Source organism: Catenulispora subtropica, assembly GCF_039531675.1.
Taxonomy (GTDB): domain Bacteria; phylum Actinomycetota; class Actinomycetes; order Streptomycetales; family Catenulisporaceae; genus Catenulispora; species Catenulispora subtropica.
Genome location: NZ_BAAAQM010000005.1, coordinates 191,193 through 215,671 on the forward strand (window position 1 = coordinate 191,193; position 24,479 = coordinate 215,671).

General features: G+C 70.6%; 19 protein-coding genes, 1 tRNA gene and 2 pseudogenes. 12 read left to right on the plus strand and 10 right to left on the minus strand.

Translation table 11 applies throughout. The annotated features are described in order from the left end of the window. Positions 1-27 precede the first annotated feature (27 nt). The gene (locus ABD466_RS07075; RefSeq protein WP_344656128.1) at positions 28-1,446 is read left to right on the plus strand and encodes a cell wall-binding repeat-containing protein; all 1,419 of its coding nucleotides are present in this window, start codon (positions 28-30) and stop codon (positions 1,444-1,446) included. A 470-nt stretch (positions 1,447-1,916) separates the two neighbouring features. Here the strand turns inward: ABD466_RS07075 and ABD466_RS07080 are convergent. Beyond that, positions 1,917-2,000 (minus strand) — tRNA-Leu (locus ABD466_RS07080). 435 nt (positions 2,001-2,435) lie between these two features. On the opposite strand from ABD466_RS07080, the gene ABD466_RS07085 reads away from it, so the two are divergent. The 6 genes and pseudogenes from ABD466_RS07085 to pknB all read left to right on the plus strand — a co-directional run bounded on the left by ABD466_RS07085 (position 2,436) and on the right by pknB (position 11,921). Beyond that, the gene (locus tag ABD466_RS07085) at positions 2,436-3,431 is read left to right on the plus strand and encodes an FHA domain-containing protein (protein WP_344656129.1); all 996 of its coding nucleotides are present in this window, start codon (positions 2,436-2,438) and stop codon (positions 3,429-3,431) included. 32 nt (positions 3,432-3,463) lie between these two features. Continuing rightward, positions 3,464-4,027 carry an FHA domain-containing protein FhaB/FipA gene (locus ABD466_RS07090; RefSeq protein ID WP_344656130.1) on the plus strand — a complete coding sequence of 188 codons (564 nt, stop codon included), beginning with the start codon at positions 3,464-3,466 and terminating at the stop codon, positions 4,025-4,027. A gap of 19 nt (positions 4,028-4,046) precedes the next feature. After that, positions 4,047-6,095 carry a PP2C family protein-serine/threonine phosphatase gene (locus ABD466_RS07095; protein WP_344656131.1) on the plus strand — a complete coding sequence of 683 codons (2,049 nt, stop codon included), beginning with the start codon at positions 4,047-4,049 and terminating at the stop codon, positions 6,093-6,095. Continuing rightward, positions 6,095-7,522: pseudogene (locus tag ABD466_RS07100) on the plus strand (FtsW/RodA/SpoVE family cell cycle protein); the annotation flags it as partial. The gene ABD466_RS07095 and the pseudogene ABD466_RS07100, both read left to right, overlap by 1 nt. A gap of 623 nt (positions 7,523-8,145) precedes the next feature. Further along, positions 8,146-9,627 carry a penicillin-binding transpeptidase domain-containing protein gene (locus tag ABD466_RS07105; RefSeq protein ID WP_344656132.1) on the plus strand — a complete coding sequence of 494 codons (1,482 nt, stop codon included), beginning with the start codon at positions 8,146-8,148 and terminating at the stop codon, positions 9,625-9,627. 197 nt (positions 9,628-9,824) lie between these two features. Continuing rightward, positions 9,825-11,921 (plus strand): Stk1 family PASTA domain-containing Ser/Thr kinase, encoded by a 2,097-nt coding sequence (gene pknB, locus ABD466_RS07110; protein ID WP_344656133.1) that lies wholly within the window; start codon positions 9,825-9,827, stop codon positions 11,919-11,921. Between the two features lie 124 nt (positions 11,922-12,045). Here pknB and ABD466_RS07115 read toward each other — a convergent pair whose 3' ends face one another. From ABD466_RS07115 to ABD466_RS07130, 4 genes are all read right to left on the minus strand, one after another. Further along, entirely contained in the window at positions 12,046-12,681 is a 636-nt protein-coding gene (locus ABD466_RS07115; RefSeq protein ID WP_344656134.1) for an aminodeoxychorismate/anthranilate synthase component II, read from the minus strand. 30 nt (positions 12,682-12,711) lie between these two features. Next, positions 12,712-12,870, minus strand: coding sequence for a hypothetical protein (locus tag ABD466_RS07120; RefSeq protein ID WP_344656135.1), 159 nt, complete (start codon positions 12,868-12,870; stop codon positions 12,712-12,714). 70 nt (positions 12,871-12,940) lie between these two features. After that, complete coding sequence (locus tag ABD466_RS07125) at positions 12,941-13,663, minus strand: class E sortase (protein ID WP_344656136.1); 723 nt, start codon at positions 13,661-13,663, stop codon at positions 12,941-12,943. An 18-nt stretch (positions 13,664-13,681) separates the two neighbouring features. Further along, a complete protein-coding gene (locus ABD466_RS07130; protein WP_344656137.1) occupies positions 13,682-14,482 on the minus strand; it encodes a DUF881 domain-containing protein in 801 nt (266 codons plus the stop codon). 78 nt (positions 14,483-14,560) lie between these two features. On the opposite strand from ABD466_RS07130, the gene crgA reads away from it, so the two are divergent. After that, a complete protein-coding gene (gene crgA, locus ABD466_RS07135) occupies positions 14,561-14,815 on the plus strand; it encodes a cell division protein CrgA (protein ID WP_344656138.1) in 255 nt (84 codons plus the stop codon). A 77-nt stretch (positions 14,816-14,892) separates the two neighbouring features. Here the strand turns inward: crgA and ABD466_RS07140 are convergent, their stop codons facing one another. After that, positions 14,893-15,987 carry a rhomboid family intramembrane serine protease gene (locus ABD466_RS07140; RefSeq protein WP_344656186.1) on the minus strand — a complete coding sequence of 365 codons (1,095 nt, stop codon included), beginning with the start codon at positions 15,985-15,987 and terminating at the stop codon, positions 14,893-14,895. 162 nt (positions 15,988-16,149) lie between these two features. Beyond that, entirely contained in the window at positions 16,150-16,746 is a 597-nt protein-coding gene (locus tag ABD466_RS07145) for a peptidylprolyl isomerase (RefSeq protein WP_344656139.1), read from the minus strand. A 179-nt stretch (positions 16,747-16,925) separates the two neighbouring features. On the opposite strand from ABD466_RS07145, the gene ABD466_RS07150 reads away from it, so the two are divergent. After that, positions 16,926-17,585 carry a hypothetical protein gene (locus tag ABD466_RS07150; RefSeq protein ID WP_344656140.1) on the plus strand — a complete coding sequence of 220 codons (660 nt, stop codon included), beginning with the start codon at positions 16,926-16,928 and terminating at the stop codon, positions 17,583-17,585. Positions 17,586-18,148: 563 nt separating this feature from the next. On the opposite strand, the pseudogene ABD466_RS07155 reads toward ABD466_RS07150, so the two are convergent. From ABD466_RS07155 to ABD466_RS07165, 3 genes and pseudogenes are all read right to left on the minus strand, one after another. Next, positions 18,149-18,463: pseudogene (locus tag ABD466_RS07155) on the minus strand (Rv3654c family TadE-like protein); the annotation flags it as partial. Beyond that, positions 18,460-18,828 (minus strand): TadE family type IV pilus minor pilin, encoded by a 369-nt coding sequence (locus ABD466_RS07160; protein ID WP_344656141.1) that lies wholly within the window; start codon positions 18,826-18,828, stop codon positions 18,460-18,462. The gene ABD466_RS07160 and the pseudogene ABD466_RS07155, both read right to left, overlap by 4 nt. Next, a complete protein-coding gene (locus ABD466_RS07165; protein WP_344656187.1) occupies positions 18,828-18,962 on the minus strand; it encodes a DUF4244 domain-containing protein in 135 nt (44 codons plus the stop codon). Before ABD466_RS07165 ends, ABD466_RS07160 begins: the two co-directional genes overlap by 1 nt. Positions 18,963-19,072: 110 nt before the next feature. Here ABD466_RS07165 and ABD466_RS07170 point away from each other — a divergent pair, with 110 nt between their 5' ends. The 3 genes from ABD466_RS07170 to ABD466_RS07180 are packed head-to-tail and all read left to right on the plus strand — an operon-like array spanning position 19,073 to position 24,479. Further along, the gene (locus tag ABD466_RS07170) at positions 19,073-20,521 is read left to right on the plus strand and encodes a tyrosine-type recombinase/integrase (RefSeq protein ID WP_344656142.1); all 1,449 of its coding nucleotides are present in this window, start codon (positions 19,073-19,075) and stop codon (positions 20,519-20,521) included. Beyond that, on the plus strand, positions 20,521-22,269 hold the full coding sequence (locus ABD466_RS07175; protein ID WP_344656143.1) for a hypothetical protein: 1,749 nt from the start codon (positions 20,521-20,523) through the stop codon (positions 22,267-22,269). Before ABD466_RS07170 ends, ABD466_RS07175 begins: the two co-directional genes overlap by 1 nt. After that, complete coding sequence (locus ABD466_RS07180) at positions 22,266-24,479, plus strand: hypothetical protein (RefSeq protein WP_344656144.1); 2,214 nt, start codon at positions 22,266-22,268, stop codon at positions 24,477-24,479. Before ABD466_RS07175 ends, ABD466_RS07180 begins: the two co-directional genes overlap by 4 nt.

Below are 24,479 nucleotides of genomic sequence, written 5' to 3' on the forward strand. Positions count from 1 at the left end.
GGCCAGCAGGTCGCGGCTGATCCCCGCGTGCTGCCGACCCCGACAGCGGTCGGTGCCGACTGCCTGTTCACCAACTACCTTTACGAGGGCTTTGCGGTCCCGCGCGTCGAGCTCATCGACGACGTCACCGGTTACGGCGTCGGCTCGACGCAGACGCATGTCTGGCTCGGCACGGTGCCGGTCGGGACCCAGATCGTGACTCCCGGCCCGGCGCTGACGTTCAGCGGCACCGCCCGGTACGCCTATGGCAGCGTGGTCATCGACATCGACGCCACCGGCTCGACCCCGGGTGCCAAGCTGACCGCGGGGCTCAACGAGGTGCTCACCCTCGACCCGCAGAACCCGCTGAAGGGGACGCTCACCTCGCCGGGCTGGTCCGGAACCGCCACCGGCGCCGAGGTCATGATCTACGCGTCGCTCGACGGTCTCACGACCATGCGAACCGCCATCGTCGACTACCCGACCGGCAACCCCACACCAACCCCCACCCCGACGCCGAACCCGCCGGGCCAGGCAGCGGTGCATCGCATCGGCGGTGGGGACCGCTATGAGACGGCGCGGATGGTGTCGCAGGCGCAGTGGAAGGCCGGCACCGCGAACGCAGTGGTCCTGGCCCGCGGCGACGCTGCACCGGATGCGTTGGCAGGGGTGCCGCTGGCGGCGCACGTGCACGGCCCGCTGCTGTTGACCGATCCAAAGGGTATGGACGCGGCGACCAGCGCCGAGATCGCCCGGGTGACCGGTGGCCCGTCGCCGGACAAGACGGTCTACATCTTGGGCGGGGACGCGGCGGTGTCCCCGTCGATCGAGTCCGGGCTACGCGCCGCGGGCTACCACGTGGTCCGCTACAAAGGCGGCGACCGGTACGGCACGGCGCTGGCGGTGGCCGGCGCGTTCGGGAACACCTCGCACGTGATCGTGGCCACGGGGCAGAACTTCCCGGACGCGCTGGCGGCAGGCCCGCTCGGCGCGGTCGAGAACGCGCCGATCGTGCTGTCCGACGACAACACCTTCGACGCGGCGACTGCGGCCTTCGTTCAATCGCACGCGGCGATCGACCCGGTCGGGGGCTTCGCGCAGCGCGCCGTCGCCACTTTGAACACGGCAGGCAAGACGGTCGACAAGGCGCTGTCGGGCCCGACCCGCTACGACACAGCCGTGGCGGTCGGCCGGGTGATCGCTCAGGTGACCGGCCATGCGCCGACAGGTGTCGGGGTCGCCTCCAGCGTGACCTTCCCGGATGCACTGACGGGCGGTGCCTACGCGGCCAATGCCGGGATGCCGTTGCTGATCACCGAGCCCGGGGCGCTGTCGGATTCGACCCGGTTCCAGTTGTCGGGCTGGGCGAACTCGCTGGTGGCCGTCGAAGTCTTCGGCGGCAGGGTGGCCGTGAGCGACGGCGTCATGAATGACGTCGCGCGCACAGTGCACGGAAGAATCCAGTAGCCGGTCGCCCGTCCCGCTTCCATAGAAGTGGAACACCACCGCGTCCTGCGGCTCCCCGAAGCGGAGCCGCAGGACGTCGCGTTTCACAAGTAGTTCCACAACAGGTGATCCAGAACCCTGTCTTGTCGGCGACTTCCGGTACAGCCAAGCCGTGACACAGCTTCCATCGACACCGACCAGCCCGGGCTTGCGGCCTTGCTGACCTACGCGCGGCCGGTCGACGTCGTGGTTGTGCGCACTCCGGGCCGGCTGGGCGGAAGACGAAGACCTGCCCGAAGCCGCCTGGACGAGGCCGAAAATCATCTGAACCAAGGCTGCGTGAGCGAGTTCCGCCCCTCACCGCGGCCTCGCCGGTGGCCGCTACGCCGACGAACGGTCCAAGGAGCCCCGACTCGGCCCGGAAAAGCGATCAGGCCCGGTTCCTGACGGCTTCCGCCGTGGGAACCGAGCCTGGACTCGACCTTCACAAGTGCGCGAGGGGGGAGTTGAACCCCCACGCCCTTTCGGGCACACGGACCTGAACCGTGCGCGTCTGCCTATTCCGCCACTCGCGCTCGCTCTTGCTGCACAAACATTAGCACGCGGCGAACGCCCCTCTTGCCAATATCGCCGCCGCCCCCGGAGTAGCGCGCGTCACATCCCGGTACGTCCGGGAAAGCCCTTTAATCTCGAACCTCTGTGTGTGGAACCAGGCGGGGGTGTCGCACGTCCTTGTGACGAGAGGACGTTCGCCTCCCGCCCGGATACCCGGGTCGCTGAGCTGCGTGGGCGCCGCCGAGCGGCTGATCTCGTGGCGATGTGGGTACGCAGCGGGGGACGGGGTGGTTACGATCTCATCCGTAACAGGCACGCGGGCCGGATGTCGCAGGCGGCGGACGGGACGCGTGGCCGAGGGTCCGACGACGACGGCGCACCGCCCGGTGTGCCGGACGACAGAATGGTCTGCGAGGCCGGTCAACGCTAGGCTGGCGCGCCGGAAGGGGGTGTCCGTGGGAGTCCTACAGCGGTTCGAGCGACGCATCGAAGGGTTGGTCAACGGCGCCTTCGCCAAGGCATTCAAGTCCGAGGTGCAGCCGGTGGAGATCGCCTCCGCGCTGCAGCGGGAGTGCGACGATCGGGCGGCCGTGGTCAGCCAGGGTCGGACCATGGTGCCCAACGACTTCACGGTCGAGCTGGGCGGCGTGGACTACGAGCGGCTGGCGACCTACGCCGGCCCCCTGGGCGCGGAGCTTGCCGAACTCGTGCGCGAGTACGGCGCCGAGCAACGCTATATGTTCGTCGGACCGGTCGAGGTGAAGTTCGCGCGCGCGGCGGATCTCGACACGGGGATGTTCCGGATCCAGAGTCAGGCGTTGGCAGGAGTGGTGCCCGTGTCCTCGATGCAAGGCGAGCCCCAGGGCTACGACCCCTATGGCCAGCCTCCTCCGTACCAGGGCGGCCCCCAGGGCCCCGGTGGCCCGCAGGGCCCGGGCGGTCCGCAGGGTCCCGGCGGCCTGCAGCCCGTGCCGCCGAACCAGGTGCCGCAGCCCACGCCGTGGGGTGCCCCGCAGCAGCCGCCGCAGGCCCAGGGCGGCCAGCCCGGCTGGGGCGCGCCTCAGGGCCAGGGCGGGTACGACCCCTACGGCCAGCCGCCTCCGCCGCAGCCCGGCTGGGGCGGACCGCAACAGCCCGGATACGCCCCGCAGCAGCCGCCGCAGCCCGCGCCCCAGACCCAGTGCTGGGTGGAGATCAACGGAGCCCGCCACATGCTGACCCGCCCGGTCACCACCATGGGCCGCGGGACGGACGTGGACCTGCGGGTCGACGACCCGTCGGTGTCCCGGCGGCACGCCGAGATCCGCATCGGCACCCCGTCCTACGTCTCGGACCTGGGCTCCACCAACGGCATCGTGGTGGACAACCAGCACGTGACGCAGGCTCCGCTGCGCGACGGCTCGGTCATCCACCTGGGCACCACGACCATCATCTTCCGGCAGCAGGGCTGAGGCCGACAGGACCGATACAGGACCGACTGACGATGTCCCAGCTGACCCTCACGGTGATCCGGCTCGCCTTCCTGGTGTTGCTGTGGCTGTTCGTGTTCTCGGCGGTCGGGGTCATGCGCTCCGACCTGTACGGGTCGCGGCCCAGCAAGCGCCGGCAGGCCAAGGCGGCGAAGGCCGCGGCCGCCACGACCCGGCCGGTGGCCGTCCCGGGCGCGGTCCGCGGCCAGGCCGGCGCGGCCGGCCCCGGCGACGGCCCCGGCGGCCCCGGCGGCCCCGGTCAACGGCGCGGCGGCCCCCCGCTCCCGACCCGGCTGGTGGTGGTCGGCGGCTCGCTGGCCGGCACCACGGTGAACATCACCAGCGGCCAACAGGTCACCATGGGCCGGGCCCACGACTCGACCATCGTGCTGGACGACGACTACGCCTCCAGCCGCCACGCCCGGCTTTACCCCGACGCCTCAGGGCAGTGGATCGTCGAAGACCTGGGCTCCACCAACGGCACCTTCCTGGGGCAGACCAAGCTGAACGCGCCCACCGTGGCGCAGATCGGCGTCCCGATCCGCATCGGCAAGACCGTGCTCGAGTTGCGCGCATAGGGATAAGGAGAGGTGCCAGATGGCTCTAGTGCTCAGGTACGCGATCCGCTCCCATGTCGGGCTGATCCGGGAGGGCAACGAGGACTCCGGTTACGCGGGCCCGCGCCTGCTGGCGATCGCCGACGGCATGGGCGGCGCCGCGGCCGGTGAGCTGGCCAGCGCCGTGGTGATGGCGACGGTGGCGCGGCTGGACTCGGCGTCGCCGGGCGACCAGTCCGGGGCCGGGGACCTGTCCGCCACCGGCGAGCAGCAGGTGCTCGGGCCCGGCGGCCAACCGGGTCCGAACGGCCCCGGCGGCCCGAACGGTCCGGGCGGCCCCAACGCCTCCGCGGCCGAGGAGACCCTGCACATCTCCACGCACGACATCGCCGCGCACGAGACCGGTCCGCACTCCGCGCCCGACCCGGCCTTCGGCGAGCCGGACCTGGCGCTGCTCGGCGGCGCCGTGGTGGCCGCCAACGAACGGCTGCGCGCGATCGTGGCCGAGCGCCCCGAGCTGGAGGGCATGGGCACCACGCTGACCGCGATGCTGTGGTCCGGCGGCCGGTTCGGCATGGTGCACGTCGGCGACTCCCGGGCCTACCGGCTGCGCGACGGCCTGCTGGAGCAGATGACCGCGGACCACACCTGGGTGCAGCGCCTGATCGACGAGGGCCGGATCACCGAGGAGGAGGCCGGGCACCACCCGCAGCGCTCCCTGCTGATGCGCGTCCTGGACGGCCGCACGCAGGTCGAGGCGGACATCGGCACCTTCGACGCCTACGCCGGCGACCGCTACCTGCTGTGCTCCGACGGGCTGTCGGGTTTCGTCTCCCAGGAGACGCTGGCCGAGACCCTGGCCGCGTACCAGGACCCGCAGCAGGCCGTGGACGCGCTGATCGAGCTGGCGCTGCGGGCCGGCGGCCCGGACAACATCACCTGCATCGTCGCCGACACCCTGGACGACGGCGTGATCCCGGGCGCCAGCCCGAACGAGTCCACGCAGATGCTGGGCTCGCTGACGCCGGTGGTGGTGGGCGCGGCCAGCGAGGGTGTGGAGCGGCTGCCGCGCTTCCAGTCCCCGAACCAGGGCGCGGCCGGCGGGCCCGGCGGCCAGGGCGGATCCGGCCCGCAGGACGAGTTCCCGCAGAACCACCCGGCCGGCCGTGCCGCCCGCCTGCGGTCCCGCCGCGGCAACCAGCAACAGCAGGCCGCCGGAGCTCCGGAGCCGCATCCCGGCGCGCCGCTGGCCACCATGCCGCCGCAGTTCGACCCCTCGGCTCAGACCACTGAGCTGGACTCGGTCCCCGGCCAGCGCGGCGAGGCGAACAGCCGCCGCCGCTCCGGCGACAACGGCGTGGGCCCGGACGGCCAGCCGCTCCCCGGTCCCGGCGGTCCCCCCAGGACCAAGCGCGGCAAGAAGGGCATGATCATCGGTGGTGCCGTGGTCGTGGTCCTGGCCGGCGTCGCGACCGGCGGCTACGTCTACAGCCAGGGTCAGTACTACGTGAAGCCCTCGGCGGACGGCAACTGGGTGCTGCTGTACCAGGGCACGACACAGCTGCCCTTCCTGGCCTCGGAGGTGAGGCAGCCCGCGGGTCCGCTGTGGCTGAAGTCCGTGCCCGCCGAGAAGCGCGGCGATCTGAACAAGACCGTCACCTTCAGCTCCAAGGACGCGGCGCTGAAATACCTGGAGCAGTACCGCTCGGCCGCGAAGGCCTGCGCGGACTTCCACCACGGCCCGGGGGCGACCCAGATCCAGACCCAGTCCCAGGCGCAGACGCAGGCGCAGGGCCAGCCGCAGAAGGCGGCCCAGCTCCCCTCCCCGTCCGCGCCCGTCTCGACGGAGTCCAAGGGCGGAGCGCCGATCGTCGGCGACCCGGCCCAGAGCTCCACGCTGAACGGCGGCGCGCCCACGGGCCAGCCGACCGGCAGCGCCACCGCCCCGCCGACCGGCGGCGACAGCGGATCGGCCGCCCCTCAGAGCCCGAACCCCCCGTCGTCGTCGGCTTCGAACACGCAGCCGCCGACCGGCGGTGAGTCGCAGATGCAGGCGTATTGCGCCGGAACAACGGACGGTCCTCAGTAGTGTCGACGTCAGCCGCCCCGCCCCGGCCGGAAGAACCCTCGATCCCGAAGCGCCGCAACACCGAGCTCGGGCTGAGCCTGTTCGCGGTCGGGATCGTCATGTTCGCGTACGCCAATGTGGGCCTGGCCGACAACGGCAACGTGCCAGCCGGCATGTGGGGCTACGGCGCGGGCCTGGCGGCCGTGGTGCTGGTGGCCAACGGGCTCATCCGGTACGCCGCACCGTACGCCGACCCGCTGTTCCTGCCGTTGGCCATCTTCCTCAACGGCATGGGCCTGGTCCTGATCTACCGCCTGGACGTCTACGACAAGGAACACTTCCAGGCGCTGCACGCGGCCAACCCGGTGAAGTTCCACACGCCGCCGCACGGGTCGACGACGAACCAGCTGATGTTCACCGCGCTGAGCATCATCGCCTTCGCGGGCTTCCTGTTGTTCATCAAGGACCACAAGGTCCTGCAGCGCTACGCCTACATCTCCATGGTCGGCGGGCTGTTCCTGGTGGCGATCCCGGCCATGCTGCCGGAGTCGATCTCGGGCGCGAACGGCGCCAAGAGCTGGGTCCGCTTCCCCGGAGGCGTCTCGATCCAGCCGGCCGAGTTCGGCAAGCTGCTGCTGGTCTCGTTCTTCGCCGCGTTCCTGATGGCCAAGCGCGACGCGCTGCGGGTGGCCTCGCGCAAGGTGCTGGGGCTGAACATCCCGCGCGGCCGCGACCTCGGCCCGATCGCGGTCTGCTGGGTCCTGGCGATGCTCATCCTGATCTTCGAGACCGACCTCGGCGTCTCGCTGATGTTCTTCGGCGCGTTCGTGGTGCTGCTGTACATCGCCACCGAGCGGACCAGCTGGCTGGCGATCGGCGTCACCGCGTTCCTCGTCGGCGCGTTCGTCATCGGCACCACGGTCCCGCACGTCGTGGCCCGCGTGAACAACTGGCTGCACCCCTTCGACGCCGAGCAGCCGGGCAGTAAGGCCTCGCCGCAGATCGCGCAGTCCATCTACGGCTTCGCCACCGGTGGGATCTGGGGCAAGGGCCTGGACCAGGGCCGACCTTGGCTGGTCGGGTTCGCCAAGAACGCCGACTTCATCCTGGTCACGGTCGGCGAAGAGCTCGGCATGGTCGGGCTGTTCGCGCTGATGCTGGTCTACATGCTGATCGTGATGCGCGGCTTCAAGACCGCGCTGCTGATCCGCGACAACTACGGCAAGCTGCTGGCCGCGGGCCTGGCCACCACCTTCGCGCTCCAGGTGTTCATCACGGCCGGCGGCGTCATGCGGGTCATCCCGCTGACCGGTCTGCCGATGCCGTTCCTGGCCGCCGGCGGTTCGGCGCTGGTCGCGAACTGGGTCGTGATCGCGCTGCTGATCCGGCTCTCGGACGCCGCCCGGCGTCCGCTGCCGCCGGCCATCCCGTTGACCGAGGAGGAGCTGCGCTCGATGCGGCTGGCGGCCGCCTCGCGGATGCCGGCGACCACGGGCGGCGGCGGCCGGCGCGGGGTCCCCGCCGCGGGTCTGGCCGGCGCGGGCGGTCCGGGTGGTCCGGGTGGTCCGGGTGGTCCGGTCGGCGCGGGCAAGCCGGGCCAGAGCGGCCTCGGCGCCACCGGGCTGGGGCAGGGCATCCTGAGCCGGGCCGGCCTGGACCCGAACAACCCCGGCTCCCCGAACAGCCCGAGCCATCAGAGCCACCCGGGTCACGCTGGACAGAACGGCTTGAACGGCCCGGTGCCGCCCGGCGCGGCCGACCCCACGCAGGCGATGCCCACCCGCCCGGCGGGCGCCGCCGGCACCGCCGGCGCCTCGGACCCCACCCAGGCGGTCCCGGCCCAGCCGCGTGGTTACGGCGAGCAGACGACGCAGCGCGCCGCGGAGGCGACCCAGGCGATCCAGGCCACATCCGGCCGGAACGTGGAACCGGAGAAGGGGTCGGCGGAGTCCTACCCCCCGGCGTTCGATGACGACGAAGACGACGAGCTGACGCGGCCGACCCCGGCGCCCGGTGCCACGCCGGGCGAGGTGCCGGACCGGCCGGGTCCGGCGGAGCGGAGGTACGGCCCGTGAACCAGCCGATCAGGCGGGTGGCGCTGTTCTGCTTCCTGCTCATCACCGCGTTGCTGGTCAGCTCGAACTACCTCCAGGTGGTGAACGCCGACAGCTACAAGGCCCGCCCGGGCAACATGCGCACCGTCTACGACGCGTTCGCTTACCCCCGCGGCCAGATCACCACCGCCGACGGCACCGTGATCGCCGGCTCCAAGCTCTCCGGTGGCATCACGCTGAAGTACCAGCGCACGTACCCGCTCGGCGGCGCCTACGGCAACATCACCGGCTACAAGTCGCCCAGCTACGGGTCCACGGACCTCGAGTTCATCCTCAACAAGTACCTGCAGGGCACGGACAGCTCGGAGTCGGTGGCCAACTTCATGGACACGCTGACCGGCAAGTCCAAGAAGGGCGGCGACGTCCAGCTCACGCTGCAGAACTCGGTGCAGCAGGCCGCGATCACCGCGATGAAGGGCCGTGAGGGCTCGGTGGTGGCGCTGGACCCGACCACCGGCGCGATCCTGGCGATGTACTCCAATCCGACCTTCGACCCCAACGGCATCTCCTCCAACGACGGCGACGCCGCGTCGGCGGCGGGCAAGGCGCTGGAGGCCGACAAGACCAAGCCGAACCTGAACCACGCGACCCAGGAGCTCTACCCGCCCGGGTCGGTGTTCAAGGTGATCACCGCGGCGGCGGCTCTGGACACCGGCAAGTTCACCGAGACTGACCCGACCGGGGCGAACGCGCACCAGTACCCGGCGAACAGCACCGGCTACACCCTGGTCAACGAGAACAAGGACGACTGTCCCGGCACCGACCTGAAGGCGGCGCTGGCCGCCTCGTGCAACTCGGTCTACGGTTACGTCGGCGCCCAGCTCGGCGCCCAGACGATAGCCGACTACGCCGGACGGTTCGGCTTCAACAACCCCGGTCTGAAGATCCCGCTGCCCGTGGTCTCCTCCACCTTCCCGGCCGACAAGCTCGGGAACGACCAGCTGGGCCTGGCCCAGGCCTCGGTCGGCCAGGGCGACACCTCGCTCACCCCGCTGCAGGCGGCGATGATAGCGGCCGCGGTGGCCAACGACGGCAAGATCATGCAGCCCTACCTGGTGGACAAGGAGACCGCACCGAACGGTCACGTCACCTATCAGGGCAAGGACCACCAGCACCTGCTCAGCCAGGCGGTCAGCCCGCAGACCGCGGCCATGCTGGACGACATGATGCAGAACGTGGTGACCAACGGGACCGGCTCCGGCCTGGGCATCGAGGGCGCCAAGGTGGGGGCCAAGACCGGTACCGCGCAGCGCGGCACCGGCCAGAACCCGCTGGCCTGGTACGTCTCCTACGCCACCATGAACGGGAAGAGCGTCGCGGTCGCGGTGATGATCAAGACCGACAACCCGAACCTCCGGGACAGCATCAGCGGCCACGACTACGCCGGACCGGTCGCGAAGGCGGTCGAGGAGGCGGCGCTGGGGGTGGGCAAGCACTGACGCCGCACCCGCTGCGGCACGCGTCGTGGCCGACCGCGCACGGCGCGTAGCGCCAGGTACCGTGCTGGGAGCGGTTTCCGGTGACGGGTCTGGCGCCGGAGCGGGTTCGGGGGATACTGCCGGAAGCAAGTTTTCGACTGGGACCGATTTCAGACCGTCTCCCGCCTGGGCGGCGTTCGATGAGCTGGAGCGATGAGATGTCCGGAACCTACCCCGGCGCGGAACAGCCGCGACGGCTCGGGGGCAGGTACGAGCTCGGCGCCGTACTGGGCCGCGGCGGGATGGCCGAGGTCTTCATGGCCCGGGACACCCGCCTGGGCCGCACGGTCGCCGTCAAGACCCTGCGCGCCGACCTGTCCCGGGATCCCACGTTCCAGGCGCGGTTCCGGCGCGAGGCGCAGTCCGCCGCCTCGCTCAACCACCCGGCGATCGTGGCCATCTACGACACCGGCGAGGACTTCGAGAACGGCGTCTCAGTCCCGTACATCGTGATGGAGTACGCCGACGGCTCCACGCTGCGCGACCTGCTGCACTCCGGCCGCCGGCTGCTGCCCGAGCGCGCGCTGGAGATCACCGCCGGCGTGCTGCAGGCCCTGGACTACTCGCACCGCAACGGCATCATCCACCGCGACATCAAGCCCGCGAACATCATGCTGACCCGGTCCGGCACCGTGAAGGTGATGGACTTCGGCATCGCCCGGGCCATGGCCGACAACGGCATGACGATGACGCAGACCGCCGCGGTCATCGGCACCGCGCAGTACCTGTCGCCGGAGCAGGCCAAGGGCGAGACCGTGGACGCCCGCAGCGACCTGTACTCCACCGGCTGCCTGATGTACGAGCTGCTCACCGGGCGTCCGCCGTTCGTCGGCGACTCCCCGGTCGCGGTGGCCTACCAGCACGTGCGCGAGGAGCCGCTGCCGCCGTCGTCCTACGACCCGGAGGTCACCCCGGCGATCGACGCCGTGGTGCTGAAGTCGCTCGCCAAGAGCGCCGACCAGCGCTACCAGTCGGCCACCGAGATGCGCGCCGACATCGAGCGGGTCCTGGACGGCCGGCCGACCGAGGCGCAGACCACGGTGCTGGGCGCGGCCAACATGCCGACCCAGCGGCTGGACCCGCGCCAGGTCGGCGCGGCGGCCGCGGTCGGCCAGACCCGGGCCATGCCCGCGGTCGAGAACCCGACGGCCGCCTACCAGCAGCCCGGCGCCGCGCCCTCCCGCTACGACGACGACTACAACGACGGCGGGCGTCCGCCGGCCGGGCCGCCGCGCCGTACCGAGCCGCGCCGCCCCCCGGAACCGGAGAAGAGCGGCAAGACCGGGTACATCGTGCTGGCGGTGGCCGGGGTCGCGGCCGTGATCGCGGCGATCCTGCTGGCCAAGTCGCTGCTGAAGTCCGGCGGGAACAACGGCTCCAAGCAGGTGCCGGACTTCGGGGTCGGGATCAAGAACTTCCAGCAGGCGCAGGCGATGCTGGCCCAGCCGGAGAACCAGGGCTGGTCCCTGACCGGCAACGGCACGGACTGCACCGGCGTGAGCGACAGCGACAAGCACGCGAACGCGAAGGACACGATCATCGCGCAGTCCCCCGCGCCGAGCGACTTCAAGAAGCCGGGTCCGATCACCTACTGCCTGTCCCTCGGCCCGCTGTACGGCGCCGTGCCGGACAAGCCGCAGCTGAACAAGATGGACGAGAACGCCCTGAAGGCGACGTTGGGCGGGGCGAAGTTCGACCTGTCGCAGCCGATCATCATCCCGCAGGCCGACGACAAGGTCCCGGCCGGGAAGATCATCGACGTGTTCGACGGCTCCAACGGCGGCCAGGTGTCACTGGCGGGCCAGAAGAACATCCAGGTCGACAAGGTGCACATCGGCTGGATCGTCTCCACCGGCAAGAACAAGGCCACGCTGTCCGGCACCGCGAACTTCATCGGCCAGCCGGGCGACGCGGTCGTCACCCAGATCAAGGGGATGGGCTTCACCAACGTCCAGACGAAGACGGAGTCCACGAACCCCAACAACCTGGCGGCCGGCACGGTGACCCGGATCAGCCAGCCGGACGGGCAGTACAACACCGACCAGGTGATCTTCGTGTACGTGGCGCCGGCCCCGGCGCCGCCGCCGACCACGCCGTCGAGCCAGCAGTGCGACCCGCAGCAGCAGGACTGCTCGACGCCGGGCACGCCGACGTCGCCGACCTCGACGCCGAACAACACCAACCCCACCTGCCAGATCGGCAACATCTTCGGGTGCCCGAGCAGCCCGACCACCACCAAGAAGGGTGGCGGGTGATCAGCCGGGAGGGATCGCTATAGCGAAGCCCCGCGTGGAGACTTCCACGCGGGGCTTCTGCTTTGTCCTCTTATTTGTTCTCTTATGCGTTCCGCTCCTGGAGCGGCTGCTGGAGGCTGCTCACTCAGTTCGCCGCGGCGATGACCACCGGCGCCAGTCCGGCCGACCGCTCGACGGCGCCGGCGTCCCCACACACCGCGAGCCAGTTCGCGAGCATCCGGTGTCCGCCCTCGGTCAGCACCGACTCGGGGTGGAACTGCACCGCCTCGATCGGCAGCTCGCGGTGCCGGATGCCCATGATGACCCCGGTCTCGGTCCGCGCGGTGACCGTCAGCTCGGCGGGCAGCGTGTCCGGCTCGATGGCCAGCGAGTGGTAGCGGGTGGCGGTGAACGGGTCGGGCACGCCGGCGAAGACGCCCAGGCCGTCGTGGGTCACCAGGCTGGTCTTGCCGTGCAGCAGCTCCGGGGCGCGGCCGACCACCGCGCCGTACGCGACGGCGATCGACTGCAGGCCGAGGCAGACGCCGAAGACCGGGATCCGGTGCTCGGCGGCGTAGCCGACCATCTTCACGCAGACGCCGGCCTCCTCGGGGGTGCCCGGGCCGGGCGACAGCAGGACGCCGTCGTAGTCGTGCGCGGCCTCGACGCCGATCGCGTCGTTGCGCACCACCTCGCACTCCGCACCGAGCTGGTACAGGTACTGCACGAGGTTGTAGACGAAGCTGTCGTAGTTGTCGACGACCAGGATCCGCGCTGCCATGCCGTGAGCCTACCCGCAGGCGGCGGACTCCTACTGCGAGACCGTGTTCCCGCTGAACGGCATCAGCGGCTCGATCCACGGGAAGATCCAGCCGAACAGGAGCACCACGACGAGGGCCAGCGCGGCGGCGGCGATGAGCACCTTCACGTAGACGGGCCCTGGAAGGTGCCGCCACAGAAACGCGTACATCGCCTACTCCCTTCACTCCAGATCTCTCCAGAGTCCTCTATAGAGGTTCCTATGAGGTTCTACCAGAGTCTTATTGGAACCTGGGGGCGTTCACGGTCAGCGCCGGCGGCGCGCCTTCGGCCCGCGGCTGCCGGGAGACCAGGGTGCCCGTGACGATCATCCGCTGCGTGGACGCCCACCAGGGGTTGCAGGTGGTCAGCGTGATCAGCGCCTGTGTCGGTTTGCGGCCCGGCTGGTCCGGGACCGGCCCGACCACCGCGAGGTCGGTCGGATCGACGATGAACGGATCGCGGTCGGCCCGGTACGTGAACCAGGTGTCGGCGGTCTCCACCACGATGAGGTCGCCGGACCGCATCTGGTCGAGGTAGCGGAACGGCTCGCCGTGCGTCTTGCGGTGTCCGGCGATCGCGAAGTTGCCCACCTGTCCCGGCATGACCGAGTCCTTGTAGTGCCCCACGCCGCGGGACAGCAGGTCCAGGCCGGTGCCCTGGAGCACCGGGATCGATCTGTCGCCCAGACGCGGGATGTGCAGGATCGCGAACGCCGCGCCGGGATGGCCCTCGCTGTCCGCGCTGTCGAACGGCCCCGGCGTCCTCGGCGCCGCGCTCCGGGGCGCCGGGGACTGCGCGGCCCACTGTTCGTGCAGGTCGGAGACCTCGGTGCGCATGGCGTCGTCGGCGACCACGTTGGTGTAGAAGAGCTGGTAGGCGCAGAACAGGAACAGCACGACCCCGAGCGTGATCAGGAACTCCCCGACGGTCCGTGACGTCAGCCGTGCTCGTTCAGCCCACATTCCGCCATTTTGTCGGAATCAGGGCACCACGGTGGCGTGCGACACGTCGAGCGGCCCGGTGTAGCCCGGCAGCGTCACCCGATCGCGGGCCCGGACGTCCCAGCCGAGGCCGTAGGCGGTGACGTACTCCAGATACGTCTGCACGGCGGGGGCCGCCATCAGCGCGGTGCGCAGCTTGGCGGGGTCGCCGACCGCGGTGATGACGTACGGCGGGGAGTAGACCCGGCCCTGCAGCAGCAGCGTGTTGCCGACACAGCGCACCGCCGAGGTGTTGATCATCCGCTGGTCCATCAGCTGGATCCCGGTGGCGCCGCCCGCCCACAGCGCGTTGACCACGGCCTGGACGTCCTGCTGGTGGATGATCAGCCAGTCCGGCTGCGGCGCGGCGGCGCCGGCGGCGGGCTGGGCGTTGGGCGGCGCGTCGTTCAGGGTCACGGTCAGCCCGGAGCCGGAGACCGGCGTCAGCGCGGCCGCGCCGGACAGCGCGTCGACCTGGGCCTGGGCGGCCTTCACCCGGGAGTCCGCGGCCTGACCCCGGGTCAGCGCGTCCAGGTCCGCGCGCTGCGCCGCCACCTGGTCGGTGAGCTGCCGGTTGTGGGTGTTCTGGGTCCGGATGACGTCGGAGAGCTGGGAGAGCCGGTCGGGACGGATGTCGCCCTGCCCGTTGGCGGTGTCCCGGGCCGTCATGAACAGCCCGCCGGCCAGGGCGAAGACCAGGACCACCCCGGTGTGCCAGGCCACCCGGGAGCGCCGCCCGGGGGTGGGGCCGGCGTCCGCCGGCCCCGCGGGTTCGTCCAGCTGATCGCGCCCTGACGCCATGGCGGATACGCTATCGGACACGCACCGTCGCATGCCCGAGCGAGGGGTGCGGCAGCCGACGAATCCAGGAGTGGAACCGTGCCCGAGTCGAAGGTCCGCAAGAAGGCCGCGTACACCCCGCCGCCGGACAAGAAGCAGCCCATCAAGCTCGACACCGGCAACCGCGTGGTGCTGCCGCTGATGATCGGCTGCTTCGTGCTCGGCCTGCTGTGGATAGTGGTCTACTACCTGTCGGACATGAAGTACCCGGTGCCGCAGCTGCACGGCTGGAACATGGCCGTCGGCTTCGGGCTGATCATCACCGGGTTCATCACGTCGATGAAGTGGAAGTAGCCGGTTTCTGAACGCCGGCTTTCCGTCCGGCGGTCACCCAGGGTGAGTGCCCGGCCCCTAACACAACATCCACAGGCTTATCCCCAGTGTGGATAAGTGCCCACAGCCTGTGGATAACTCGGCGGGGGGTCGGTGACGACCCTGGTCACCGCTGGTGTGCGCGCCGCGTCGTCAAGAGTGCGCGTACGGTTGGCGGGGTCGTTCAGGTGCGAGGTGTGCACGGCCGCGGCCGCCACGGACAGCACCAGCACCAGGGCCATGGTGCCGAAGCCGAGGACGTTCAGCAGCCGGGTCTGCTGTTCGCGTGGCGCCGTGGCCTTCCCGAACGCCCGGATCAGCTCCGGGGCGAAGGCGTAGACGGCCCCGATCACCGCGCCGGCCACCGCGCCCCCGACGTGGTCCCGCCAGTCGATGCTGGTGTTCTGGATCGGGATGACGATGTTGATGATCAGCACCACCATGATCATCCCCGGGTCCAGGATCCGGCGCCGCAGCCCGATCACCACCAGGCAGCCGAACACCGCGGAGATGGCGCCCGAGGCGCCCAGGCTGGGCGGGCTCTGCGGGGTCATGAACAGGTACGAGGTGACCGCGCCGGCCAGGCCGCCGACCAGGTAGACCAGGAGGAAGCGGAGCCGGCCCAGCAGCGTCTCGAGCAGCGGGCCGATGAAGAACAGCGAGATCATGTTGGACGCGATGTGCACCACGTTCGCGTGCAGGAACATGGACGTGACCAGCCGGTACCACTCGCCGTTCGCCACGCCTATCGGCTCGCCGTCCACCCAGTGCGCCTTGGCGATCAGCTCCAGCCGCATGTCCAGGGTGTTGACCTCGACCACACCGCCGCCCAGCACGCCGACCTGCGAGGTGCCGACGATGTGCTGGAGCCCGAACATCACGAAGTTCAGGGCGATCAGGCTGTAGGTGACCACCGGGACCACCCGGGGCCGCAGCACCGCGCCGAACGGCGTCCGGGCCTGGCGCACCTGCTGGTTGCCGCCGCGCACGCAGTCGGGGCACTGGAACCCGACCGACGCCGGGACCATGCACTCCGGGCAGATGCGGCGGTTGCAGCGGTTGCACCGGATGTGGGCCTCGCGCCCCGGGTGCCGGTAGCAGACGGGGAGGTCGGTCACGGGCGCGGACTGGCTGCCGGAGCTGCTTGGCGGCATCGTCACGGTGATCCTTCGGTTGATACTGCGACGCGAAGCGTCCCCTCAACGGGCGGCGGCGGGAGACGGGTGGGCAGGTTCCGGGTTCGATCCGCCGATTGTCGAATGTAGGGGAAACGAACGCGCGGGGTGCGGAGTTTCCTCCGCACCCCGCGCTCCGGCTCAGCCCTCGCGGCGCTCGATCGTGATCGAGTCGATGACGACCGGCTGCACCGGCCGGTCCTGCGCACCGGTGGGAACGGTGGAGATGGCGTCCACGACCTTGCGGCTGGCGTCGTCCGCGACCTCGCCGAAGATCGTGTGCTTGCCGTTCAGGTGGGTCGGACGGCGCGGCGTCGGCACGGTGATGAAGAACTGCGAGCCGTTGGTGCCGCGCCCGCCCCGGATCCCCGCGTTGGCCATGGCCAGCAGGTAGTCCCGGTCGTTGAAGGTCTGGTCCGGGTGCGGCTCGTCGTCGAAGACGTAGCCGGGGCCGCCGAAGCCCTGGCCGAGCGGGTCGCCGCCCTGGATCATGAAGCCCGGGATCACCCGGTGGAAGATCGTGCCGTTGTACAGCGGGGTGGTGGACTTCACCTGGGTCTCGGGGTGCGTCCACTCCTTGGAGCCCTCCGCCAGCCCCACGAAGTTCGCGACGGTCTTCGGCGCGTAGTCCGGGAACAGACGCACGGTGATGTCACCGAGGTTGGTCTTGATGGTGGCGAACAGGTTCTCGGCCACAGTCGGTTGCCTTTCGGTTTCTGGCGTATGGACGCTCTCCATCCTTGCATGGCGGTCGCCTCACGCTCCGGGTAGCCCCAATGGCCCTCCGTGAGGTTGTCCGGTCGCCGGGCCGGGCAGGCACGATCTCGAGCCGCTTGCCAGGTCGACCCTGCTTCCGGCGGCGCTGCCCGACGGGGCCGCCGGGCAGCGGTGAACAGGCGATACGAGGGAGCCCGACGATGAGGATGCCGTTCCGCCACCAGGAGCCGAGCCGCGCGGAGCGCGTGCGCTGTGCTGTCCAGGGCCGCACCGCGGACGCCGCGACCACGCTGTCCGGCGCCGCCACCACGGCGGCCGCGTCGGCGCGGGGAGCGGCCCTGACCGCCGCCGGCGCGACCCAGGACGCCGCCCACGTTGTGGCGGACCGTGCCGCCCTGGCCGCCCACGAGGCCGCCGACCGCGCCTCGGCCGCCGCCTCCACCGTGGCCGACCGGGCCCGCCCCTTCGCCGCCGAGGCCGCGCAGCGCACCGCCGCGGCCTGGCAGATCCTCCGCCACGGCGTCCCCCGCCGCGGCCCCATGGCCCGCGTCGCCTCGGTGGTGCCCATGGCGACCGTGACCACCGCCGCCCGCCGCGGACGGGCCCCGATGGGCCTGATGGTCCTGGGCGCCGCCGGTGCGGTCGGCGTCCTGCTCTGGCGCCGCGCCCGCATGGACCGCGACACCGTCTGGATCCTCGACGACGACAGCGACAACGAACCGGTGGGCCGCTGGCACGAGGGCGACAGCCGCGCCGGCGCCCACGACGACCTCGACAGCCGCGCGCACCGCGCCCGCGACGGCCGCGACCTCGACTCGCCCTCCCACCGCCGGGACAGCCCCGCCAACCGCTGGCCCTGATCGCCGCCGGGCACGACCCCCACCCCGAAAGGCGCCCCGCGATGATCGCCGTAGCGCTGGGCCTGATCAGCCTGGTCGTGATGATCGCCACCGGCGTCGTCGCCTCCAGCGGCGGCGAGGACCACCTGACCTTCCTCGGCATAGCCGTCCAGACCACCACGGCCCAGGTCTTCGTCACCGGCGCGATATTCGGCTGGCTCTTCCTGGTCGCGATCTGGCTCCTGCGCATAGGCATCCACCGCTCCGGCGAACGCTGCGCCGAACTGGCATCCCGCCGCCGACGCCCCAGCGTGTGGCTCGGCTTCGCCGAGGAAGCGGATACCGAGGAGGAGAACGAGTGGGGCGGATGGGACGGGTGGGGTAGAGCCTCGACACAGCGCAGCCGCTGGGTCGAGGCGGACGCGGTTCGGTTCCGGACGCGGGGCGAGACCGGTGGCGCGCACGAATCGGGCAGCGGGGGCGGCAGGAGCGGTGGGAGCGTCTCCTCCCACGGAATCCTCGACGGGACCGGCACGGCTCGTCACGGCGGTGGAGCCCCATGGCGTCCCGACGGCCGCCCGGACAACACAAACCGCGCCGTCGCAGGCACAGCTGACCAGGCCGGCGTGCTGGGCGGCGACGACGCGCCGGGCCCAGTCACAGGCCGCTTCCCCGGCGTCGGCGTGGACCGCGGCGCTCAACGCCGCCAGATCGGCGGCGGCCCCGGCCCGATGGCGGGCGAGGACCGCCGAGCCGAGGGCGAGCATCCCCGCGGTGACAGCGGTCAGTAGACCGGCCAGGAGCGCGGCGTAGATCGTCGCCGAGCCGCGATCGCTGCGGGACGACGGTTCGGCCGGCCCGCCGGTGGTCGCCGACCCGCAGTCGTGAGCGGCTGTCATGGGATGTCGGGTGCGGCGTCGGCGGTAGTGGCTTCGTCTGCTTCCACGGCTTCGGCGTGCACCGTGAAGGCGTGCAGGATCGCCAGGGGCGCGACCGGGGTGCTGACCGCGACGTGGATCAGGCCGGCGGTGGTCGTGATACGGGTCGTGCTGCCGGGCGAGGCTTGGCTGATGGCGGTCTGGACGGCGTCGGGGGGTTCGCCGCGGGCGACGGCGCGGGCGCCGAGGCGGGCGGCGTCGAGGCAGCGGATCTGGGCGGCCATGCCGGCGAGGAGACCGGCCAGGGCGAGCGTCAGGAGGAGCAGGCTGGGGATGGCCAGGGCGGCTTCGACGGTGGCGTAGCCGGCGTCGCGGGGCGGGCGCATCAGAAGGTCGTGTCCAGGGCTTTGCGGATCACTGCTGACAGGCCGTTCTGGACGGTGGGGCTGGTGATCACCTTGTAGAGGATCACCGCGAAGGCGCAGGCTGCCAGGGTGCCGAGGGTGTATTCGACGGTTATCGCGGCTTACTCCTCATGTCTCATAACTCTTCAACGGGGCAGTCTCCGACTACAGCCTGTCGTTGTTATCGCTTGCACTCTAATGTGTCTCATTAATAGCATCCCATGCCGTGCGACTGACTTACTTCGACTCCTCCGAGTGGAAGTCCTGGGACGTAGAGCGGCGGCCTCTGATCACCGAGGGCATGCCGGTGTTGATCGACGACGACCTGTTGTTCGAGGACGAGGGCGTGGCGCGTCCGACAGTGGCGGCGAATCGGTGGCTACAGGAGCTGCCGATCTCCGGCGTGCCGTCGCCGAAATCGTGGAAGTCGTACGCGCAGGCCGTGCGGCACTGGTTCGAGTTCCTGGACGAGCGACAGGTGCCGGTGTTCGGCGAGCGGGCCGAGTTGCGGGCGGTGCTGGCGGCGTTCGCCGAGTACCGGCTGGCCGGGCCGCTGGCCGCCCGGTGGGACGGCTCGACATGGAACCACAACATCAAGCTGGTGGCCAGGTTCTACAACTGGGCGGTCGATGAAGGGCTCTGCCAGGCGGTGCCGTTCACCTACGTAATGGGACGTCGGTACTCGGAGGCAGGGATGATGCCGACGGTCCGCAACGCCGCGACGGTTCGCCGGGCCAAGGCGCACGTGACGGTGAAGTATCTGGAGGATGACTACCTGCGGCTGTTTGTACGCGGACTGGCTGGCTTGGATCCCGACGGCGAGCCGGATGAGTTCCGGGGCTGGCACGTGGGCCGCAATGCCGCGATGGGCGAGTTCGTGGCCTCAAGCGGTCTTCGGGCGCAGGAGTTCACCTACCTGCTGACCTACGAGTTGCCGCCGCTGCCGAAGCGCCGGTCGCCGATCCCGGTCACCTTTCCGCTGGCGGCGCAGATCACCAAGGGCAAGAAGCCGAGGGCGACCTGGGTGGATTACGGGCCGCTGGCGGCGATGTGGCAGTACGTCCGGCTGGACCGGGCCTCGATCGCCGAACGCCGTCCATACCGGCCGGACCCTGCTCTGGGCGAGCCGCTGCTGGTCAGCGAGGTGGACTGGGAGGGCGGCCGGGTCAACGGCGCCCGCGTGTCCTGGCGGTCGCTGAACCCGGCCGAGCGGATGCGGCTGGTCGACCCGAACGGATCCAGCCCGATCGTGGCCCTGCAAAGCGACGGGAGCCCGTTCACGGATTGGGGGACGGTGTTCCGGCGCACCTCGCGCCGCATCCGCCAGCACTACGAGCCGGCCTTCCCGGACGTCTCGCCGCACACCTTGCGGCACACCTTCGCGATGGCGAGGCTGGACGGACTGGTCAAGGGCTACTATCAGCAGGCTGCGAAGCTGGTCGCGGACACGGACGCCGATGCCGCGCTGGCGTTGTATCTGACGAAGTCCGATCCGCTGCTGGTGCTGCGTGACCTGCTTGGTCACAGCAGTGTGACCACCACCGAGATCTACATCATGCGCCTGGATGTGCGGCGGATCTACGCCGAAGCCTATGCGGAAGCCGGGGCGTTGTCGGGGCTCGGCGACGCCGAGGCCGAGGCGGCGGCGGAGTTCGCGGGCGGGGGCGAGGACTGATGCCGGCCCGCGTCGAGTTTGACCCGCTGCGGGTGGTGTCGGTCTATCCGAATGGCACAAGCTGGACGGCTGACCTGTCCGGGACCGGCAACGACCTACTGGCCGCCGATCTGGCCGAAGCCTTGGTGCAGCGCACGCACCCGCTGGGGAGTGTGGGGGCGAAGCGCACGACGGTGGTCTACGCCAGCTGCATACGCGTGATGATCGCCTGGCTGAACGGGCAGGGCTTCACCGGCGGAGCGGCCGACCTTCCCAAGGGCCTGATGTTGTCCTACTGGATGAGCACCTCTGCGCACCACGTGTTCTATACCCGGCTGCTCCTACAGGAGGTTCCCGGCCTGCGGGAGGACCTGCGGACCTACGTCGTCGGCCGCGCCTTCAAGCTCAAGGAGCCGGCCCGGCCTTACCAGCCGTATTCGGAGACTGAGTTCGCCCGGCTGGAGGCCGCGCTGGTGAAGGCGGTCGAGGACGCCCGCCGCCGCCACGGCGAGGTCGCCGCGCTGGCGGCCCTGGGCCCGATCCCGGACGCCCCCGCCTACCTGATGTCCCGGAGCGACCAGCACGTGGCGTGGCTGATGTCGCAGCACGGCCCGATGTCCTACAGCGACCTGCCGAAGTACATCCCCGGTCAGCGCGAGGGCGTCGGCTACGGGAACACCAACGCTACGGCGCTGCGCGATGCGCTGTTCCCGCAGATGGGCACGGTCTGGGCGTTCCGGATGCTGTTCGGGATCTACAGCGGGATCGTGCCGGACGGGATCCGGGACATGCGCCTGGAGGACATCACCAAGACCGGGGCGCGCACCACGCTGGTGAGCTACATGAAGAACCGGACCGGACCGGAGTCGGTGGCGATATCCGGCAAGGCGGTGCGGCTGCTGGAGCGCTGGCTGGAGCTGTCGGCGCCGATGCGACGCTTCGCCGAGCCGCAGGCGGCCGGCGCGGTCTGGATTTTCACGGTCCGCCGGCAGCCCGGGGACGCGGGCGAGAACCGGTACGTCGTGGTGTCCCCGGCCGACCGGCCCGAGTCGAACAAGCCCGCCCGCAAGGCGGCGGCCGCGCTGGGCGTGCTCGGTGACGACGGGCAGCCGCTGGAGGTGAACGCGGCCCGCATCCGCACCACCTATCACAACCTGCTGTCACGCAAAGGCTGGACCGGCCGCATCACCATTGACCCGAACCACAGCGCGCAGGTGGAGGGCGACCACTACCTGACGGCCACCACCCCGGCGCAGCGCGACGCGGTCGAGGCGATCATCGAGGACGGGCAGGCCGACATCCTGCGCCGGGCCCGGCCGGCGGTGGTGCTGAACGACGAACAGCTCGCCGAGCTGGCCGAGAAGCACCCGCAGACGGTGGCCGCGCTGGGGCTGTCCGACGACACGATCACCGAGCTGTTGTCCGGGGACTCGGACGTGTTCACCGCCTCCTGCTCGGACCTGCTGTCCGGGCTGCACGGCCCGGCGGGCAAGCCGTGCCCGGCCCGGCCCTGGGTCTGCCTGCTGTGTCCGCTGGCGCTGTTCCTGCCCCGCCACGCGGCCAACCTGCTGCGCCTGAAGGCGTTCTTCGCCCGCCAGTCCCGGCAGATGACCGTCGAGCAGTTCCTGGCGGTGTTCGGCCCCTACGCCGACCGCCTGGACAACGACATCCTGCCGCGCTTCGACCCGGCGGTCCTGACCGCGGCCGCCAGCGCGGTCGCCGACGACGACACTGGGCTGCCACTTCGCCCCGAGGAAGGTACATCGTGACCGCACCACTGATCTACGTCCCGGCTTCGGAGCTCGCCGGCTACCAGCAGATCCCCAGCCACCTGGCGGCTCGCTCGCCGTTCTCCGGCGCCGACGTGTGCGCCCTGGCTGGCCTGGCGGTGGCCCCGGGCGGCCACCGCTCCCGGTTCGACGACGACCTGTGGGACTTCGTGGACCTGGCGGATGCTCCCCGGATGATGCGGCCCAGCGAGAAGCGCTGGGATTTCGGGCACATCCCGAATCCTCGCTGGCGGCTGACCGCCAAGGAGTTCCTGATGGCGCTGCTCGCCCCCGAGCACGAGGCCGTGGTGGCGCTCCCGCACGCATTGCGCACGCCGATGAACCCCACCACACTGCGGATCGTGCTGCGGGAGCTGGGGCACTGGCTGTCGTTCCTGGGCTCGGCGGGCGTGGAGTCGCTTGCCGAAGTGATGCAGGAACACTGCGACGCCTACCGGCAGTTCCGCACAGAAGTCGGTTTGAAGACGGCAAGACGGCCTCGCACGGCTCCCGTCACGCCGGGCGGCCTGATCGTGACGCTCAAGCCGGTGAAGTACCTGTCGTTCTACACCGAGCTGTTCACCGCTGGCGGCTACGCGGCGGGGTTCGAGCCGTGGAAGGGCAAGACGGTCAGCCAGGTCGTGGGGTGGAAGCCGCCAGCGTCCAACACGACGCCGGCCGTTCCCGACGAGCTGTTCCAGCCCCTCATGGCCGCCGCGCTCTACCTGATGGACACCCTTGGAGAACCGGTCGCGCAGGAGTTCTCGCAGGTCAAGTACTGGCTTGCCCACCCCGGCACGGGTCCGAGCACTGTGTCGGCACAGAAGCTGGGTCTGATCCGTGCCGAGATTGACCGCTACGCCGCCGAGGGCATCCCGTTGGCGCGGTCCTCGGCGCAGCAGGTTAAGAACCGGCTCACTCAGGGCTGGAGCCCGGACGACCCGTTGCTGAAAGTCAACTACGGCCGCCTGATGCGCGGGGTGACCAACTTCTCGTTCCTTCAGCCTAAGGACATGGCCAAGGTCCGTCCGGCGCTTCAGGCAGCGGTCGAGGCGGTCGGCCTGGCCGAGCCCTACGGCCGTGATCCCGCGCTGATCCCCACCTATGACACCGGCGACCTGGTGCCGTGGACGGCGCAGCCGCTGTCCTCGGCCGACGTTCGGCAGCTGGCCTACATGGTTAACGCGGCCTGCCGGATCGTGGTCTCGGCGATCAGCGGCATGCGGTCTTCGGAGATGGACGAGCTGACCGACACCTCACCCCTGCCGCCGGTCGACGTTCCCGGCGGCACCCAGCGCTACCGTCTGGCCAGCAAACTCATCAAGCACAAGGCGTTCGGTGGCATCCGGGAGGAGTGGGTGGTGCTGGAGCCGGCCTGGAAGGCGGTGAAGATGGCCTCGCGACTGGCCAGGGACGACTACGGCGCCCACGCCTTCTCGCCGGGAGACATGAGCGGGGCGATCGAGGCTGTTCGCCGGTTCGTTAACTCCGAGGCCGGGGCACGCCTGGGTCTTGCACCGATCCCGGACGGGCCAATTACCACGCAAATGCTGCGGCAGACGCTAGCGATGGAGATGTCCCAGCGCCCCGGCGGCCTGCTGGCCGCCAAGATCCACCTGAAGCATCTCCGCGTGGCCACGACCGAGGGCTACAGCAACCGGCCCGGCGGGTCGCAGGCGGCGCTGCTGGCCGAGGTCCGCAAGGCCGAGCAGAAGCACCACCTGGAACTCACCGCGCAGGCGTTCCGGGACTTCCAGGCCGGGCAGCTGCCCGCCGGGCCTGGGGCCCGCGACCTGATCGCCGCCTTCGAGCACATCGACGAGCAACTGAAGGACTTCGCCGCCGGGGAGCCCTCGGTGCTGGAGTCGGAGCGGCGGCTGGAGAACCTGCTGCGCCAGCAGTCCAAGCACCTTCATGTCCAGGCCGCGAACTACTGCTGGTTCCGGGACCCGGGCAAGGCGCTGTGTCTGAAGCTGGCCGGCCGCACCGGCGAGAGTCGTCCGCTGGCCGGGATGTGTGACTCGGCCCGCTGCCCGCAGGCTACCCACCACCCCTGCCACAAGCCGGTCTGGCTCTCGGCGGCCGGCAACACTCAGTCTCTGATCGACAATCCGCGCATCGGTAAGGCCGAAAGGCTCAGACTGGTGCCGGAACGCGATCGGGCGCTGGCCGTGGTCGCCGACATCGACTCGGCCCACCCAGGCCCGTGA